Origin of the sequence: Paenibacillus sp. FSL W8-1187, from assembly GCF_037965485.1 — a bacterium.
Lineage (GTDB): Bacteria > Bacillota > Bacilli > Paenibacillales > Paenibacillaceae > Paenibacillus_O > Paenibacillus_O pasadenensis.
Genome location: NZ_CP150181.1, coordinates 1,884,519 through 1,901,438 on the forward strand (window position 1 = coordinate 1,884,519; position 16,920 = coordinate 1,901,438).

The 16,920-nt window shown below is 65.9% G+C and carries 16 protein-coding genes; all 16 read left to right on the plus strand.

The genetic code is table 11. The annotated features are described in order from the left end of the window. The first annotated feature begins 37 nt into the window (after positions 1-37). Positions 38-727 (plus strand): hypothetical protein, encoded by a 690-nt coding sequence (locus NYE40_RS08115; RefSeq protein WP_028599886.1) that lies wholly within the window; start codon positions 38-40, stop codon positions 725-727. Positions 728-828: 101 nt separating this feature from the next. Then, a complete protein-coding gene (locus NYE40_RS08120) occupies positions 829-1,053 on the plus strand; it encodes a hypothetical protein (protein ID WP_028599885.1) in 225 nt (74 codons plus the stop codon). A gap of 28 nt (positions 1,054-1,081) precedes the next feature. Next, positions 1,082-1,459: a spore coat protein gene (locus NYE40_RS08125; RefSeq protein WP_028599884.1), complete on the plus strand. Its 378-nt coding sequence runs from the start codon at positions 1,082-1,084 to the stop codon at positions 1,457-1,459. Positions 1,460-1,663: 204 nt separating this feature from the next. Further along, entirely contained in the window at positions 1,664-2,155 is a 492-nt protein-coding gene (locus tag NYE40_RS08130; protein ID WP_028599883.1) for an Lrp/AsnC family transcriptional regulator, read from the plus strand. A gap of 15 nt (positions 2,156-2,170) precedes the next feature. Continuing rightward, complete coding sequence (locus NYE40_RS08135) at positions 2,171-3,385, plus strand: aminotransferase class I/II-fold pyridoxal phosphate-dependent enzyme (RefSeq protein WP_028599882.1); 1,215 nt, start codon at positions 2,171-2,173, stop codon at positions 3,383-3,385. Positions 3,386-3,536: 151 nt separating this feature from the next. Then, positions 3,537-3,767, plus strand: coding sequence for an aspartyl-phosphate phosphatase Spo0E family protein (locus NYE40_RS08140; protein ID WP_084137438.1), 231 nt, complete (start codon positions 3,537-3,539; stop codon positions 3,765-3,767). Between the two features lie 1,753 nt (positions 3,768-5,520). Beyond that, positions 5,521-6,093: a cob(I)yrinic acid a,c-diamide adenosyltransferase gene (locus NYE40_RS08145; RefSeq protein ID WP_028598160.1), complete on the plus strand. Its 573-nt coding sequence runs from the start codon at positions 5,521-5,523 to the stop codon at positions 6,091-6,093. After that, entirely contained in the window at positions 6,080-7,081 is a 1,002-nt protein-coding gene (locus NYE40_RS08150; RefSeq protein ID WP_240478972.1) for an RluA family pseudouridine synthase, read from the plus strand. Before NYE40_RS08145 ends, NYE40_RS08150 begins: the two co-directional genes overlap by 14 nt. Positions 7,082-7,109: 28 nt before the next feature. Continuing rightward, a complete protein-coding gene (locus NYE40_RS08155) occupies positions 7,110-7,484 on the plus strand; it encodes an arsenate reductase family protein (protein WP_028598158.1) in 375 nt (124 codons plus the stop codon). Continuing rightward, the gene (locus NYE40_RS08160; protein WP_028598157.1) at positions 7,477-8,685 is read left to right on the plus strand and encodes an aminotransferase class I/II-fold pyridoxal phosphate-dependent enzyme; all 1,209 of its coding nucleotides are present in this window, start codon (positions 7,477-7,479) and stop codon (positions 8,683-8,685) included. Before NYE40_RS08155 ends, NYE40_RS08160 begins: the two co-directional genes overlap by 8 nt. A 3-nt stretch (positions 8,686-8,688) precedes the next feature. Then, a complete protein-coding gene (locus tag NYE40_RS08165; protein WP_084136890.1) occupies positions 8,689-9,618 on the plus strand; it encodes a 5'-3' exonuclease H3TH domain-containing protein in 930 nt (309 codons plus the stop codon). 46 nt (positions 9,619-9,664) lie between these two features. Beyond that, positions 9,665-10,162, plus strand: a complete 498-nt coding sequence (locus NYE40_RS08170; protein ID WP_339279762.1) for a hypothetical protein — start codon at positions 9,665-9,667, stop codon at positions 10,160-10,162. A 176-nt stretch (positions 10,163-10,338) separates the two neighbouring features. After that, positions 10,339-10,854, plus strand: coding sequence for a GNAT family N-acetyltransferase (locus NYE40_RS08175; protein WP_084136888.1), 516 nt, complete (start codon positions 10,339-10,341; stop codon positions 10,852-10,854). Positions 10,855-10,856: 2 nt separating this feature from the next. Continuing rightward, on the plus strand, positions 10,857-11,771 hold the full coding sequence (gene hprK / locus NYE40_RS08180; RefSeq protein ID WP_028598153.1) for an HPr(Ser) kinase/phosphatase: 915 nt from the start codon (positions 10,857-10,859) through the stop codon (positions 11,769-11,771). Positions 11,772-11,958: 187 nt separating this feature from the next. Then, positions 11,959-15,384 (plus strand): WIAG-tail domain, encoded by a 3,426-nt coding sequence (locus NYE40_RS08185; RefSeq protein WP_028598152.1) that lies wholly within the window; start codon positions 11,959-11,961, stop codon positions 15,382-15,384. Between the two features lie 190 nt (positions 15,385-15,574). Further along, positions 15,575-16,822: a DUF445 domain-containing protein gene (locus NYE40_RS08190; RefSeq protein ID WP_028598151.1), complete on the plus strand. Its 1,248-nt coding sequence runs from the start codon at positions 15,575-15,577 to the stop codon at positions 16,820-16,822. The last annotated feature ends 98 nt before the right edge of the window (positions 16,823-16,920 follow it).

Sequence of the window (16,920 nt, forward strand, 5' to 3'; positions counted from 1 at the left end):
CCCGCTGCGGGAGGGGATCGAGCTGGAAGGGAACGGGTTGACGACGGTGCAGCTGGAGGATGGCGCGATCGAAGCGCTCGTGCGGGCGAGGCGCAGGGATCTGCTTGTCGCGGACGACCCGCTGCGCGGCAGGCGGATCTACATCCCCCTGCATCAAGTGAAGGGGTTCAAGGGAGCGTTTGCGGCGGAGCCGGCCGTTCCGGCCGGAGGCAGCCGGGCGAGCGGCGCGGTTCCGTCGGCGCAGGCGGACGGAGGGAAGCCGGACGACGACGGGGACGGAGCGGAGGCGCTGCCGACGGGCTATCGGGCGATGCTGCTGGAGGCGAAGGGGACGTTCGCCGAGGTGAGGCTGTCCGCCCGGCAGGCGCTGCACGGCTATCTCGCCGGCGTGATGAACGATTTCGCGCTGTTCTGCACGCCGCTGCACGGGGCGGTGCTGCTGCCGCTGCAGCATGTGCAGGCGCTCTCGCCGTATCCGGCGGGGCTGGCCCCGTACCGGCTGGAGCCGGAGCAGTTTCCGATCCGCCCGCTCTCGCTCGGCCTCTCCCGTCATTTCGAGCAGCAGCTGGAGCGGCTGGAGGGCGAGATGACGGTGCTCTGCCGGGGCTTCCTGCCGGATGTGGCGGGCGTGCTCGGCCCGGTCCGGGACGGCTTCGTTCCGGTCACGGAAGCGGACGGAGGCAGGCTGCTGCTGCCGGTCTCGGCGCTGCGGGCCGTGTTCCTGTAAGGGCGCGGAGGGGCTTGCAGCCCGCTCCGCATACATAACTCGCGCGGCGGAGGGCATTCTATGGCAGGGCAACTCATCCTGTTCACCGATGGAGGTATCCGATGCAGCCGATTACCGGAAAGGAAATGGAATACATCGCCGATTCCATGTCCAATGAAGACCTGCTCGCCAAGCAATGCGCCTGCGCCGCGACGAGCATCAGCGTGCCGGGCGTCAGCCAGGTGCTGAGCGGCATGGCGTCCGCGCATCAGCAAAACTACGCGATGCTGCTGAGCACGCTCCAGCAGCATCAGCAGCTGGCGCCGACGAGTCCGCAGACGAACTGAGCCGAATCTCACCAGGGAGGTCTTGACGATGAACCAGCAGAACCAGATGCAGCAGCCGAAGCTGCCCGACGCCGACTGGGCGTACACGGTGCTCGCCGACCTGAAGCGCGTCGTCCGCGAATACGCGACAGCCGCCACGGAGTCGACCTGTCCGGAAATCCGCAAGCTGTTCACCGACCTGACGAACAGCACCCTGCAGATGCAGGGCGAGCTGTACAACGCGATGCAGGCGGCGAACATGTACGACACGTCCTCGCCGGCGCTGCGCCAGGACATCCAGAAGCAGCTGCAGACGTACCAGCAGACGCAGCAGCAGACGCAGCAGTTCATCCAGCAGCGGATGGCCGGCCAGGCCGCTCCGTTCATGCAGCAGGCCCAGCAGCAGGGCGCTCCTGCCTACAGCTGATCGAGCAACGCGAAAAAGGCCGGATGCCTCTATCCGGCCTTTTTTGCTTTGCCGGCCCTGCGGAGCTTTCTGGAAAATACTGGATCGATGCCGCCGGCGCTTTTTGCGGAAAGAGGGGGACGATTCCCTTTTTCCTTTCCAAACGACTTGTTCACGTTGTAAAATGTTCATCATACCGCTTCAGGAAGGGAGTTAAAAACGACGATGGATGATAGGAAACTCAAGGTGCTCGAGCTGCTCAAGGAAGACGCTCGCAGGAGCCCGCAGCTGATCGCGACGATGCTTGGACAACCGCTGAACGAGGTGGAGCAGGCGATCGCGGAGATGGAACAGGAGCACGTCATCGTCAAATACGCGCCCGTCATCAACTGGAGCAAAGTGGACGACCAGAAAGTGACCGCCCTGATCGAAGTGCAGATCACGCCGGAGCGCGGACGCGGCTTCGAGGGCATCGCCGAGCGCATCTACCTGTACCCGGAGGTCAAGACGGTGTACCTGATGTCGGGCGCCTACGACCTGCTCGTCGAGGTCGAGGGCCGGACGCTCAACGACGTCGCCTCGTTCGTCTCGAGCAAGCTGTCGACGATCGACTCGGTGCTGTCGACCAAGACGTTTTTCATCCTCAAGAAATACAAGCAGGACGGCATCATTTTCGAAGAAAACGAAGGCGATCAGCGGCTGCTGGTCACGCCGTGACGAGGGTGGTCCGAGATGAGCGTATCCAAGGAATCCGTTAGCCCCGAACGCACGGCCGTCCGCAGCATGGCGGACTACCTCTCGCCGCAGGCGAGAGCGATCAAGCCTTCCGGCATCCGCCGCTTCTTCGATCTGGCGAGCAGCCGCAAGGATGTCATCACGCTCGGCGTCGGCGAGCCCGACTTCGTCACGCCCTGGCATGTGCGCGACGCTTGCGTGGCGGCGCTCGAGGCGGGCAAGACGCAGTACACGTCCAACGCCGGCACGCCGGAGCTGCGCGGCGCGATCGGACAGTATTTGAGCGACGGCTTCGGCCTCGACTACGACCCGGGCCGCGAGATTCTCGTGACGGTCGGCGGCAGCGAGGCGATCGACCTGGCGCTGCGCGCGCTCATCAGCCCCGGAGACGAGATCCTGATCCCGGAGCCGAGCTACATCTCGTATTCGCCGATCACGGCGCTCTCCGGCGGCGTCTCCGTCGGCATCGAGACGTTCGCCCGCGACGCCTTCAAGCTCAAGGCCGAGTCGCTGCGCGCCGCGCTCACGCCGCGCTCCAAGGTGCTCGTGCTCAGCTATCCGAGCAATCCGACCGGCGGCATCATGACCTACGAGGACTGGCTGCCGATCGCCAAGCTGGTGGAGGAGCGCGACCTGATCGTCATCTCCGACGAGATCTACGCCGAGCTGACGTACGGCAGCCGCCATGTGAGCTTCGCCTCGATGCCGGGCATGAAGGATCGGACGATCCTCGTCAGCGGCTTCTCCAAGGCGTTCGCCATGACCGGCTGGCGCATCGGCTACGCCTGCGGCCATCACGAGCTGATCGGCGCGATGCTCAAGATCCATCAGTATACGGTCATGTGCGCCTCCAACATGGCGCAGGTAGCGGCGTACGAGGCGCTGACGAACGGCATGGACGAGATGCTCCGCATGATGGAGTCGTACAACCAGCGCCGCCGGCTCGTCGTCAGCGGGCTGCGCGAGATCGGCCTCGACTGCCATGAGCCGCAAGGCGCGTTCTACGCGTTCCCGTCGATCGCCTCGACCGGGCTCACATCCGAGGCATTCGCCGAGCGGCTCGTGCAGGAGCATGGCGTCGCCGCCGTGCCGGGCAACGTGTTCGGCCTCGGCGGCGAGGGACATCTGCGCTGCTCGTACGCGACGAGCGTCGCCCAGCTGACGGAGGCGATCGAACGCATTGGCGCGTTCGTTCAAACCTTGAAAACATAACGTTATTCATGGTGAATCGTCTTTTCTTGTAGGCAATAACGGCAAGCTTTGCTATAATAAGCTGACTAGATTGCCATTATTTGATAGTTATTTCCTGCAAGAGCAAGTTTGGAACGCGGCTGCAGCCGAGTTTTAACGGGAGGGATGCCGGATGACGACAGGAACGGATACCGGAGCATGGTCCCAGGCACGCCTGAAGCCATTGCCGCCCGGCAGCTGGACCCCTACGATGCGAGATCTTGCGGACGAGATCGATGCGTTGCGCCGCGAGATGGAGCAGACCTACGAGCAAGGGATCGGCTTCCAGTCGGAGCATCTTCTCGCGATCAGCCAGAAGCTCGACGTCAAGATCAATGAGTTCCTGCATTGCCGGCCGAGCTGAGCTCGATCCGGGCAGATGCGCGCACAAGGCTTTCGGACCGTTTTCCCGCCCCTTCGGGCGGAAACGGGCCGGAAGCTTTTTTCAATGCTTTTCTTCTCCGGAACGAGCCGGATCAGTGGGGCAAGAAGCCCGCTGCGCGGCGGGAGCCGGGAAGTCCAATGGACAAGAAGCCCGCTGCGCGAGCCGAGCCTTTCACGGCAGGAGCCGGGAAGTCCAATGGACAAGAAGCCCGCTGCGCGAGCCGAGCCTTTCTCGGCGGGAGCCGGCAAGTCCAATGGACAAGAAGCCCGCTGCGCGAGCCGAGCCTTTCTCCGATTCCACTGGAAGCCGGATGCCCTGATTTTTTGACCTCTTAGGCGGAGGCCATCCGTCTTCCAAGAGGACCGCTGCCGCTTCTCCGAAAGGCATCGTCTCGCTCCGCTTTGCCTTGTCGCCGCTCTCCTCCTCCCCCTTTTTTGGGGGGAGGAGGCCGTCTCCCGCATACCTGGGAGACGACAGTGCTGAGTACGGTTCGATCCATCTCGACCGTACGCAGGGAGCGAGCAAGCAGGCTGATCCAGCAAGCAGGATAGCAGGCCAACACAGCGAAGGGACTACTCCAGCTAGCTGGCTAGCTGGTACCGCCACTTGGACAAGGCTGCAGGGTGAAGGCATAAGTCGAAAAAATCGAGTTGAAGGTTACTTGAAGGACATGCAGGAGGAGTTACGCGGAAAAACCGAGTAACTCTGAAGTGGGGGCAGCGAAACGAGGGGAGTTACGCGGAAAAACCGAGCAACTCTGGCATGGGTACGGTGGAAAGAGGGGAGTTACGCGGAAAAACCGAGCAGCTCTGGCATGGGTACGGTGGAAAGAGGGGAGTTACGCGGAAAAACCGAGTAACTCTGGTACGGGTAAGGTGGAACAAGAGGAGTTACGCGGAAAAACCGAGCAACTCTGACATGTGGACGGTGGAACAAGAGGAGTTACGCGGAAAAACCGAGCAACTCTGGCATGGGTACGGTGGAACGAGGGGAGTTACGCGGAAAAACCGAGTAACTCTGGCATGTAGACGGTGGAACGAGAGGAGTTGCGCGGAAAAACCGAGTAACTCTGGCATGTAGACGGTGGAGCGAGAGGAGCTACGCGGAAAAACCGAGTAACTCTGGTACGAGTACGGTGGAACAAGAGGAGTTACGCGGAAAAACCGAGCAACTCTGGCGTGGGTAAGGTGGAACGAGATCGGTTGCGCGGCCAAGCAGCGAGCATGCATGAGTCCACGCCCTTGGGAGCGTAAATTCGTCTCGTTGCCATTGGCGTGTGGGATGTGGTCACACTTCATTTCAAATCGAACAGGCTGTGTCGTCCCTGGCCTGCAACTCTCCTTGGATACGTTACCTGACCGCGAAGCGACGGCTTGGCTGAGCTGCCAGCGAAGCGGCGCATCATGCAGGGACCCGAAGCGAAGCGGGGCGGGGAGCTCGTGGAGAAGCGGCAGCGGTTCCCTTGGAGGCCGGATTCCACCCCTGCTGGGGAATGGAATCGAAGGAATCTGGGCTCCAGGGAGATCGGAACGAGTCCCCGTCACGCGAAGCGGTGCGGTCCTGGGCCTGGGCCTCACCGTCACGCGAAGCGGTTCGGTCCAAAGCCATTGCCGTTCCATGCCGGGCAATCCGGTCCCGTTTTTTTGATGCGGCGGTAGGAGGAGGGGAATCGGCGGAAGGCTGCGGTATGGTATAATGGTGCCTATCGACAAGAGAAGAAAGGGACGATCGGATGAAGCTGTATACGAGAACCGGCGACGACGGATCGACGTCGCTGATCGGCGGCCGCGTCGGCAAGGACGACGCCCAGGTGGAGGCGTACGGAACGATCGACGAATTGAACGCCTTCACGGGAGCCGCCCGCGCGGCGGCGCTCGCCGAGCCCGCCATGCGGCGGCTGGCGGACATGCTGGAGGAGATCCAGCACGAGCTGTTCGACTGCGGCTCCGATCTGAGCTATGCCGCTCCGCGGCCGGAGCAGCTCAAGACGAACGAGGAGATGGCCACGCGGCTGGAGCGGTGGATCGACGAGCTGGACGGCGAGTGCCCGCCGCTGCGGCGCTTCGTCCTGCCGGGCGGAACGCCGCTCGCGGCGGCGCTGCATGTATGCCGCACCGTCTGCCGGAGGGCGGAGCGGCGAGTCGTGACGCTGGCCGGGGAGAGGGCGGTCCATCCGCCGGTGCAAGCTTACTTGAACCGCCTCTCGGACTACTATTTCGCGGCTGCGAGAGCGGCCAACTTCCGCGCCGGACAGCCGGATGCGGAATATGCGCGGGGAGCGGACGTGTTTCGTGGCGACCGCTAGGACCGATCCGCGCTACGTGCAGGGGTCTGTCCCCCCGCACGGCTATTACGAGCCGATCGCCGTCGTCGCCGGCGAGGCCGAGCATGGCTGGCGCCTGTCCAAGCTGCTGGAGCGCCGCCTCGGCGTCTCGCGCAAGCTGCTCTCCCGCCTCAAGCTGACGGAAAAAGGGCTCATGATCAACGGCGCGCGGGCCTACTCCGGCGATCCTGTCGCGGCCGGCGACGTCTGCGAGATCCGCATGGAGCAGGAGCGCTCCGAGGACATCCTGGCTCAGCCGCTGCCGCTGGAGATCGTCTACGAGGACGACTGGCTGCTGCTCGCCTCCAAGCCGGCCGGCATGGTCGTGCATCCGACGCACGGGCATTATACGGGCACGCTCGCCAACGCGGCCGTCCATCACTGGCAGCAGCGCGGAGAGAACGTGCGCTTCCGACCGGTGCATCGGCTCGACGAGGATACGTCCGGACTCGTGCTGATCGCCAAAAATCCGTATGTGCACCAGCAGCTGTCCGAGCAGCATGGCGACGGCCGCATCCGCAAGGGCTATGTCGCTTACGCGTACGGAAGCCCGGCGATCGCGCTCGGCCGGATCGACGCGCCGATCGACCGCGATCCGGCCGCGCCGCATTATCGCATCGTCACGCCGGCGGGCTATGCCTCGGCGACGCGTTACGAGACGGAGCGGACCTATGGCGGTGGACGGGCCTGCAAGCTGCGGCTGAGGCTGGAAACCGGCCGCACCCACCAGATTCGCGTCCATCTGGGCTGGATCGGCTGCCCGCTGATCGGCGACCGGATGTACGGACCGGCCGCGGACGGCGGCGGAGACGGCTCCTGGGAGGAGGCGGCCGGCAGGCAGGCGCTGCATGCGGCGGAGCTGAGCTTCGTGCATCCGATGACGGGGCGGGAGATGGGCTTCGAGGCTCCGCTCCCGCCGGAGCTGCAAGCGCTGGAGCGGGAGCTGCTTGCTGCCGACTTGACGGGCTGACGAACGACGAAAGGCGTGAATCGAACTTATGGGCGACAAGAAGAAATTGACCATCTATGAATACAGCAAATGCGGCACCTGCCGGCTGGCGGTCAAGGATCTGGAGCAGGCGGGCCGGGAGCTCGAGCGGTTGCCGATCCGCGAGCAGCCGCCGACGGCGGACGAGCTCGCCGAGCTGGTGAAGCGCAGCGGCCTGCCGCTGAAGAAGTTTTTCAACACCTCCGGCGAGGTGTACAAGGAGCTCGGCCTGAAGGACAAGCTGGCCGGCATGAGCGAGCGCGAGCAGCTGGAGCTGCTCGCCTCGAACGGCATGCTGCTCAAGCGGCCGATCGTCACGGACGGCAGCCGCGCCACCGTCGGCTACAAGCCGGACGACTACAAGGCGGTCTGGCATCATGAGTAAGCCGGTCGGAGCGGCCAAGCTCGGCCGCCTCGGCTCCTCCGTGTTCGCGGAGGTCGCTTCGTGGCGCAGCCGCGCGGAGGCGTCCGGAATCGACGTCATCGACCTGAGCATCGGCAGCCCGGACCTTCCTCCAAGCGAGCGGGTCATGCGGGCGCTGAGCGAGGCGGCGCTCGATCCGGCCTCCTACCGCTATCCGTCCTCGCATGGGAGCGAGCTTTTCCGCCGCAAGGCGGCTGAGTGGATGCGGCATCGGTTCGGCGTCGAGCTCGATCCGGACGAGGAGCTGCTTGCGCTCATGGGCTCGCAGGACGGCCTCGCGCATCTGGCGCTGGCGCTGTGCGAGCCGGGCGACGCCGCGATCGTGCCCGATCCGGGGTATCCGGTCTATGCGGCCTCGCTGGCGCTGGCCGGCGCGGAGCCGATCCTGCTGCCGCTGAAGGCGGGCAACGGCTTCCTGCCCGATCCGGACCTCGTGCCGGACGAGGCGTGGGAGCGGGCGCGCTTCGTCCTGCTCGGACTGCCCGGCAACCCGATCGGCGCGGCGTCGAGCCGCGAGCTGCTGGAGGCGCTCGTCGCCAAGTGCCGCCGCCACGGCGTCGTGCTCGTGCATGATCTGGCCTATTCGGAAATGGGCTACGGCGGCTACCGGCCGATCAGCGTGCTGTCGGTGCCCGGCGCGCTCGACGTGGCGGTCGAGTTCCACTCCATGTCCAAAAGCTTCCACATGGCCGGCTGCCGGCTCGGCTTCCTCGCGGGCAGCCGGGAAGCGGTCGGAGCGCTGCGCCGCCTGAAGGCGAACATCGACTACGGCGTGTTCGGCGCCGTGCAGCGGGCGGCCGCGGAGGCGCTGGACGAAGCGATGGAGCCGGGCTACTCCGGCTTCCGCCATATCTATGAAAGCCGCCGGGACGCGCTCGTGCGCGCGCTCGGCGAGGCGGGCTGGCCGGTCGAGCCGCCGGAGGCGACGATGTTCCTGTGGGCGGCCGTGCCGCAGCCGGCCGATGGCGCGCGGACGAGCAGCCGCCGCTTCGCCGAGCGGCTGCTCGCCGAGACGGGCGTCGCCGTCGTGCCGGGCGACGCGTTCGGCGGCGAAGGCGAGGGCTATGTGCGGATCGCGCTCGTCGAGGACGAGGCGCGGCTGATCGAGGCGGCGGCGCGCATCGCGCGCTGGCTGCCGGACTATTTGCAAGAGGGAGGCTGAGAGATGGATCTGTTTACATGGAACGAGGACAAGCCGCGGCCGGAGGCGGCGGGAGAGGCGGAGCTGCCGGAGCGCTCGCGGCTGCTGCTTGTGGACGGGATGGCGATCCTGTTCCGCGCCTACTTCGCGACCGCTTACGGCGGCAGCGTGCGGCGCACGAGCTTCGGGCTGCCAGTGAACGCGGTGCACGGCTTCGTCCGCTACTTCATGGACGCGGTGCGGCGCTTCGAGCCGACGCATGTGGCCGTCTGCTGGGATCTCGGGAGCAGCACGTTCCGCACGCAGGAGTTCACCCTGTACAAGGCGAACCGTCCGGACGCGCCGGACGACCTGATCCCGCAGTTCGACCTCGTCAAGGAGGTCGTCGCGAGCTTCGGCGTGCCGAACATCGGCGCGCCGGGCTACGAGGCGGACGACTGCATCGGCACGCTGGCGCGGCTGCATGGCCGGGAGCACGAGGTGCTCGTGCTGACCGGCGACCATGACCTGCTGCAGCTCGTCGACGAGCGTGTTTCCGTCATCATCATGAAGAAGGGCCACGGCAACTACATGGTGTACACGCCGGAAAGCCTCATGGAGGAGCGCGGACTGACGCCGCCGCAAATCATCGACGTCAAGGGGCTGATGGGCGACGCGAGCGACAACTATCCCGGCGTCAAGGGCATCGGCGAGAAGACGGCGCTGAAGCTCGTGCAGGAGCACGGCTCGATCGACGGCATCCTGGCCAATCTCGGCTCGCTGTCGGCGTCGGTGCGGACCAAGATCGAGGCCGATCTCGACATGCTGCATCTGTCCCGCCGCTTGGCGACGATTCACTGCGAGGCGCCGGTGCTGCTGGCGATGCACGAATGCTGCTGGGCGGTCGACCGCCACGCGGTCGAGCGCAAGTTCGAGGAGCTCGAGTTCCGCAGCCTGATGAGCCTGATCGGCTGACCCGGCCAGCCACTAACGCGGCGACGCGACCGATACGGAGGATCCTATGTTATCGTTTGAAGAAAAGCTAGAGCTGTTCAAGATCTTTCCCGAGCTGACGCGCAGCGACGTGTCGATGGGACGCGTCAACTTCCAGTTCGAGGGCAGCCTGCATGAGAAGAAAAACGTCGTCTTCCGGCTGCATCCCAATGGCGGAGGATATGTTTATGCGGCGCTGCTGGACGGGTACGAAACGGATGAGAAGGGCTACGTCAGCATCCGCGACCTGGACGAAGACGAGCTGCGGCGGCTGACGGCGGCCTCGATCGCCTCGCTTTCCCGCCCGCCGTCCGGACCGGCGGCCGAGCCGGGGCAGAGCCGCGCGGCGCGCCGCCGCCGGATGGCCAAGAGCCGTTGGCTCGACGGCGACGGCAACGCGCTCGAGCTGCGCAGCGAGGACGACCTGTGGTATCTGTACGCCGGCCTCAACCTGGAGATGGCGTTCGAGTCGTTCGACGAGGCGGAGGAGTACCTGCGCGAGGAAGGCTTCCGCCCCGAGGGCTGAGCTTGCCGGCCAGAGGCGTCCGCGGCATGGCGGACGTCTGTCCGCGTTCAGGCTGCGGATCGAGCAGGGGCCTAGAGTAAATGGCCGCGCCGCCGTCCATCCTTTTCGCCGGATTGTCCATGGAGCTTCCAAGGGAGCTTGAAGTACAGTGGGGAAAACGGCAGGAGGGATCATCCATGATCGAAATCACGAGGGCGGGCGCCGGTCAGGCGAAGGAGCTTGCGCCTTTGTTCCACCGGTACCGGGTGTTTTACGGCCATCCCGATCAGGAGACGGAGCTCGCGCTTGCCGAAGCCTTTCTCGACGACCGGCTCCGGCGCGGCGAGTCGGCTGTGTTCGCCGCTCTGGCCGACGGCGCCGCAGTCGGCTTCATGCAGCTTTATCCGGTCTTCTCCTCGATCTCGCTGAAGCGGGCTTGGATCCTCAACGATCTGTTCGTCGATCCGGACTGGAGAGGCCGAGGCGTCGCCCGCAGGCTGCTGCGGGAGGCCGAGCGGCTAGGCATGGAAACCGGCGCGGCGTACATCCAGCTGTCGACCGCCCATGGCAACGCGGCGGCGCGCAGCCTGTACGAATCCGAGGGCTACGAGGAAGAACGGCAATTCGCCGTATATGAACGCATCATCGGCAAGCAGCCCCTCGATCCGCCCGCCGGACGGGACGGGGCTGCCGCAAAGGAGGACGGGACATGAGCATGGGAGCGGTGACGGTCCGCGCGCTGGCCGAGCATTTCAAGCTCGAGGTGCTGGCGGCCGAGGAGCGGCTCGATCGTCAGGTGACCAAGCCCGGCGGCCATCGTCCGGGACTTGAGTTCGTCGGTTATTTCGATTATTTTCCGATGGAAAGGGTGCAGGTGCTCGGCATCAAGGAGATCACCTACCTGCACAAGCTGACCGAGCTGGAGCGCAACCTCCACATCGGCAATATCGTCAAGTACCATCCGCCCTGCTTCATCGTCACGTCGGGCCAGCAGGAGGACGGGCTCAAGTACTTGATGCGCTACTGCGAGGAGGAGGGCATTCCGCTGCTGCGCACGCCGCTGCCGACGACGGAATTCATCGCCGTGATGGATGCCTTCCTCGTCAAGGAGCTGGCAGAGCGGATCGCGATCCACGGAGTATGCGTCAACGTGTCCGGCATCGGCATCCTGCTGCGCGGCTCGTCCGGTGCAGGCAAGAGCGAGACGGCGCATTCGCTCATCCGCCGCGGGCATCGGCTCGTCGCCGACGACGTGATCGTGCTCAAGAAGCTGAGCCCGCGCACGCTGCTGGGGACGCATAACGGCAAGACCAAGGAGTTCCTGGCGCTGCGCAGCATCGGCCTCATCAACGTCGTGCGGCTGTACGGCCGCAAGGCGTTCCAGGAGGAGACGCGCATCGCGCTCGACATCGAGCTGACCAAGTGGCGCGACAACGAGCTCAACAACGAGCTGGAGGTCGAGGAGCGGTACACCGACTACATGGGCGTGCGCATCCCTCATATCCAGATCCAGCTGCAGCCGGGCCGGGACGTGGCGAGCCTCGTCGAGGCCGCCGCCAACAACTGGTACTTGCAGCAGCAAGGCTACAGCGCGGTCGAGGAGTTCATGAGCCGGCTGCAGGAAGGATAGCGCTCTTCCTTCGTCCATCCTTCGCTTTCCCCTTTTCATTAAGCCTGTCCTGCACGCCTGTCCTGCACGCCGAACGGCGTCCGGACGGGCTTTTTTTTGTCGAGCGGGCTGTCCCGAAATGGGTCAGAACGGCCGCATGCCCGCATATCGTGAGTAACGGACGATGTCGGGACCAAGGGAGAGAGCGATGGCAAACAACCGGAAGGGCAAGCAGCCGAAGCTGCGCCGCAAGGTGCTGCAGGTGGAGGATTCGACATTTTCGGAAATCAGCTGGATCGATGAAATGGAACCCGTTCCGGAGAAGCTGCAGGTGAGTGCAGTCGCAGCCCCGGAGATGCCTGCGGCGGCGGCCGAGGCAGAAGCGGTGGTGGAGTCGGAGGCGACGTTAACGTCAGTAGCGGCGGAGGACCGGGCTGCTGTCGATTCGGTGAAAGCTCAATCGGAGGCAGGTACGCAGACGACTCGGGCGGCCGCGCATGCGGAGCCCGTCGCGCAGCCCGAAGCAAGCGCAGAGGAGCGGCTGCAGCGGCTGCTGGAGGAAAGGCGCGGACCGAGTGCGGCGCCTTCGGTATACGGATCCGACCTGGCGGAGGGCTCCGTATCGGAAACGAAGCTCGCGCCGGGAAGCGTATCTGCTGAAAAGCTGGCCGATGAGGCGGTGACGGAAAGGTCGCTCGCGGACGGATCGGTGAGCGGGATCAAGCTGCGGGACGGCTCGGTCGGATCGGGCAAGCTCGCGAACGGAGCGGTGCTGGAGGAGCATCTGGCCGACGGCTCCGTGAGCGGCGGCAAGCTCCGCGACGGGGCAGTCTCGACGTCGAAGCTTCAGGACGGCAGCGTCACGCCGGAGAAGCTGGCGGCCCGGAGCCTGCCCGGCTCGCTGCTTGAGGACGGCGCGATCGAAGGAAGGCATCTGCGTCCGGGTGCGATTTCGTCCGACACGCTGGCGGATGGAAGCCTGACGAGCCGACTGTACGGCTCGGAATCGGTCGGCTCGCAAGCGCTCGCGGCCGGCAGCGTCGACAACGCCAAGCTGGCGGAGCAGGCCGTGACCGCCTCCAAGCTGCGAGACGGCTCCGTGACGGCAGCCAAGCTCGGCGGCGGCGCCGTCGAGGCCCGCCATCTGGCAGACGGCTCGGTCGGCTCCGGCCAGCTGCAGGAGGGAATCGTCGAGGCCCGCCATTTGGCGGACGGCTCGGTCGGGTCGCAGCAGCTGGCGGAGCATGCGGTCGGCAGCCGCGAGCTGGCGCCGGGCAGCGTCGGTCCGGATGTCCTGCAGCCGGAATCGGTCGGGAGCGGCCAGCTGGCCGCCGGCAGCGTGGAGAGCCGCCATCTGGCGGACGGCACGGTCGGCAACCGCCAGCTGGCGGATGACAGCGTAAGCTCGGAGAAGCTGCGGCCTGACGCGGTGACGACCGTGCAGCTGGCGGATCATGCCGTCACCTCCGCCAAGCTGGCGGACGGCAGCATCGCGGCCTCCAAGCTAGGCGCCGAAGCGGTGCAAGCCCGCCATCTCGCGCCGGGAAGCGTCGGTCTGGACGCCTTGCAGCTGAACTCGGTCGGAGGCGGCCAGCTCGCTCCCGGCAGCGTGGAGAGCCGCCATCTGGCGGACAGCGCGCTTGGCAACCGGCATTTGGCGGACGGCAGCGTGAGCTCGGATAAGCTGCGGCCTGACTCGGTGACGACCATGCATCTGTCGGATCATGCCGTCACTCCCGCCAAGCTGGCCGACGGCAGCATCTCCGCCTCCAAGCTTGGCGTCGAAGCGGTGCAAGCCCGCCATCTGGCGCCGGGCAGCGTGGACGGCTCCAAGATCGGCGCCGCCTCCATCCGGCAGTTCCATCTGGGCGAGGGGGCTGTGGGAGCCAATCAGCTGCAGGCCGGGAGCATCCGGCAGGAGCATCTTCGAGACCGCAGCGTCGGCGCTTCCGCCCTGCAAGCCGGAGCGGTGCGGGAAAGCCACTACGCAGACGGCTCGGTCGGGGAGGATGCGCTGGCCGACAGCGCGGTGTCGCGCAGCAAGCTCGCGGCCGAGGCGGTCGGCCCCGGCGAGCTGGGCGAGGAAGCGGTAGAGCGCCGTCATCTGGCGGACGGCAGCGTCGGTCCGGTCCAGCTCGCTCCAGGATCGGTAGGCCGCAGCCACCTGGCGCCTCAAGCCGTCTGCCTTCATCATGTCGCGGAAAAAGCGATCGACGCCTCCCGCCTGGCCGATGATGCGGTCGAGGCCCGCCATCTGGCTCCAGGCTCGGTCGAGCTGCAGGCGCTGGCGGAGCGCTCGGTCGCAAGCCCTCAGCTTGCGGATGGAGCGGTCGACGGCAGGGTGCTGGCGGAGCGCTCGGTGACCGCCCGGCATCTGGCGGACTATATGGTCAGCTCGCTGAAGCTGTCTCCGGAGTCGGTATCCACGGATAAGCTCGTGGCCGGGGCCGTGACGGGCGACAAGCTGGCGGACCAGAGCGTCGCCGCCTCCAAGCTGGCGCCGGACTCGGTCGGACGGCTGCAGCTGCAGCAAGGCGCCGTTGGGACGGAGCAGCTGGAGCGAGGCGCCGTTGGAACGGTGCAGCTGGCGGAAGGCGCTGTGGACCGAAGCCGACTGGCGGTTGGAGCGATAGGCTCGGAGCAGCTGGAGGCAGGCAGCGTCGGACGGGAGCAGCTGGCGGAAGGTGCTGTGGACCGAAGCCGATTGGCGGCCGGAGCAGTAGGCTCGGAGCAGCTAGAGCCGGGATGCGTCGGTACGGAGCAGCTGGCGGAAGGATCGGTGGACCGAAGCCGACTGGCGGTTGGAGCGATAGGTTCGGAGCAGTTGGAGGCAGGCAGCGTCGGACGGGAGCAGCTGGCGGAAGGCGCTGTGGACCGAAGCCGATTGGCGGCCGGAGCGGTAGGAGCCGATCAGCTGGAACCGGGCAGCGTCGGTACGGAGCAGCTGGCATCGGGAGCGGTGGACCGAAGCCGATTGGCGGCCGGAGCAGTAGGCTCGGAGCAGCTGGAAGCGTGCGCCGTCGGCACGGAGCATTTGGCCGAAGGGGCTGTGGATCGAAGCCGGCTGGCGGAAGGCGCGGTAGACCGGAGCCGGCTGGAGCTCGGAGCCGTCGGCTCGGAGCAGCTGGCGGAAGGCGCGGTCGGCAGCCGTCATCTGCAGTCGGGATCGATTGCGCTCTCCAGCCTGAACGAAGACGTGCTGGAGCATTTCCGCCAGCTGGCGGAAGCCGGAAGGCAGGAGCTCGCGCATGAGCTGGAAACGTGGAAAGCCCGCTGCCAGACGATGGAGGACGCGCTGGCCCGGACCGAGGCCCTTTGCCAAAAGCTGCAGGCGGATGTCCAGGATGCGGCCGCTACTCTTGCCGACGCGCAAGCGAGGCTGGCCGCTTGCCGGCAGACTGCGCATGGAATCGTCCCCTTCGCCTTTGGCGAGACGGACGCGGAGGTCGAGCTGCGCATCGCCTTCGACCGAAGCTTCGGCGAGGCGGCCTACTCGCTCGCCGTCAGCTGCGACCATCCGTCCTGCTCGGTCGTCATCCGCCGAAAAGAAGCGGACTGCGCGATTCTCGCCGTCGTCCGCACCCGGTTCGGACCGCCTCCGAGCGGCTCGGTCGACTGGATCGCGGCCGACTGAGGACGAGAAGGAAGGCTGTGGATGCGCTCCGGTTCGGAGCGCTTGCCAGACGCAAACGCGGGGAGAGGCGAAGCGCCTTTTCCCGCGTTTGCGTTTTTTCGGCAGCCGATTTCCGGACGCGCTATTTTCGCTATGCCCGCAACTTGGTTATAATCAATAAAGTAGCTTAATGCCGAATCGGGGGATCATCATGAAAACGAGATATGCGGCAACCGCCTCGCTGGGCGTCATGGCGGCGGGATTCGCGGTCACGACCGCGCTGGCGGACGGCGGCGGACGCGCGGTGGAGCTGCTGCAGGGCGGCTTCGAGGCCGGCCTTGTCGGCGGCATCGCCGACTGGTTCGCGGTATCGGCGCTGTTCCGCCATCCGCTGGGGCTGAAAATACCCCATACGAACCTGCTGCTCAAAAACAAGCCGAAGCTCATCAACGCGCTCGTCTCCTCGCTCGAGAACGAGCTGCTCAACAAGGAGAGCATCAGCGCCCGGCTGCGCAACCTGAACCTGATCCAGAGCGCCGGCCGGTATGCCGTACGCATGCTCGCGAAGCGGCACAACCGCGAGGCCGTGCTGACCGCTCTCCAAGGCGTCGTCGAGAGGCTGCCTGCGGAGAAGCTCGCCGCCTCGCTGCTGCAGGGTGCGGCGGGCTATGCAAGAGGGATCGAGCTGCAGCCGCTGGCGGAGCGGGCTGCAAGCGCGGTCATCCGCGAGGGATGGGACGAGAAGGCGCTGGACTACGCGCTGGATCAGGCGATCGACTGGATCTCCAAGCCGTCCACCGGCAAGATGCTCGGCGAGCTTGCTCAGGCCAAGCTGCAGGAGCTGCAGGTCGGCGGCTTCATGGGCTTCGCCGTGCAGGCTTTCGCCGGCTTCATGAACGAGGACAAGATGGGCGCGATGCTCCAGCATATGCTGCTGTCCGGAGTGAAGGATCTGACGACGCCGGGCAGCCGCCAGCGCGATGCGCTGCTGCTGGAGCTGCGCTCGCGGCTGGTCGGCCTGGCCGAGGACGGCGAGAGCCTGGGCAAAGCCAAGGAATGGGCCGCGCTGAAGCTGGAGTCGGCCGAGGCTGCCGAATTCGTTTCCGCCAAGGCGGAGGAGCTGCGCCGCAAGCTGCTGGACGTGCTGGAGCAGGACAAGCGCAAAGGCGGCCGCTTCGTGCTGGCGGCGATGAAGGCGGTCCGCGACCGGCTGGCGGCCGAGCCGGAGCTCGTGCGCGGCTGGGAGGACCGGCTGTCGAGCTTGCTCGTGCAGGCGATCGAAAGCAACCATTACCGCATCGGCCTGCTCGTCCGCGACAACCTCAACAAGCTCGACGACAAGCAGCTTGTCGACATGCTGGAGTCCAAGGTGGGCAGCGACCTGCAGTGGATCCGCGTCAACGGCGCGGTATGCGGCTTCCTGATCGGCCTCGTGCTGACGATGATCGGCTGGATCTGACCTCCGGGCGGCGCGAAGATATTTTCATCCCCCAAAAAAGGACTGTCCCCGCGGGCCGGCTAAAAAGCCTTCCTGCAAGGAACAGTCCTTTTTTGCGC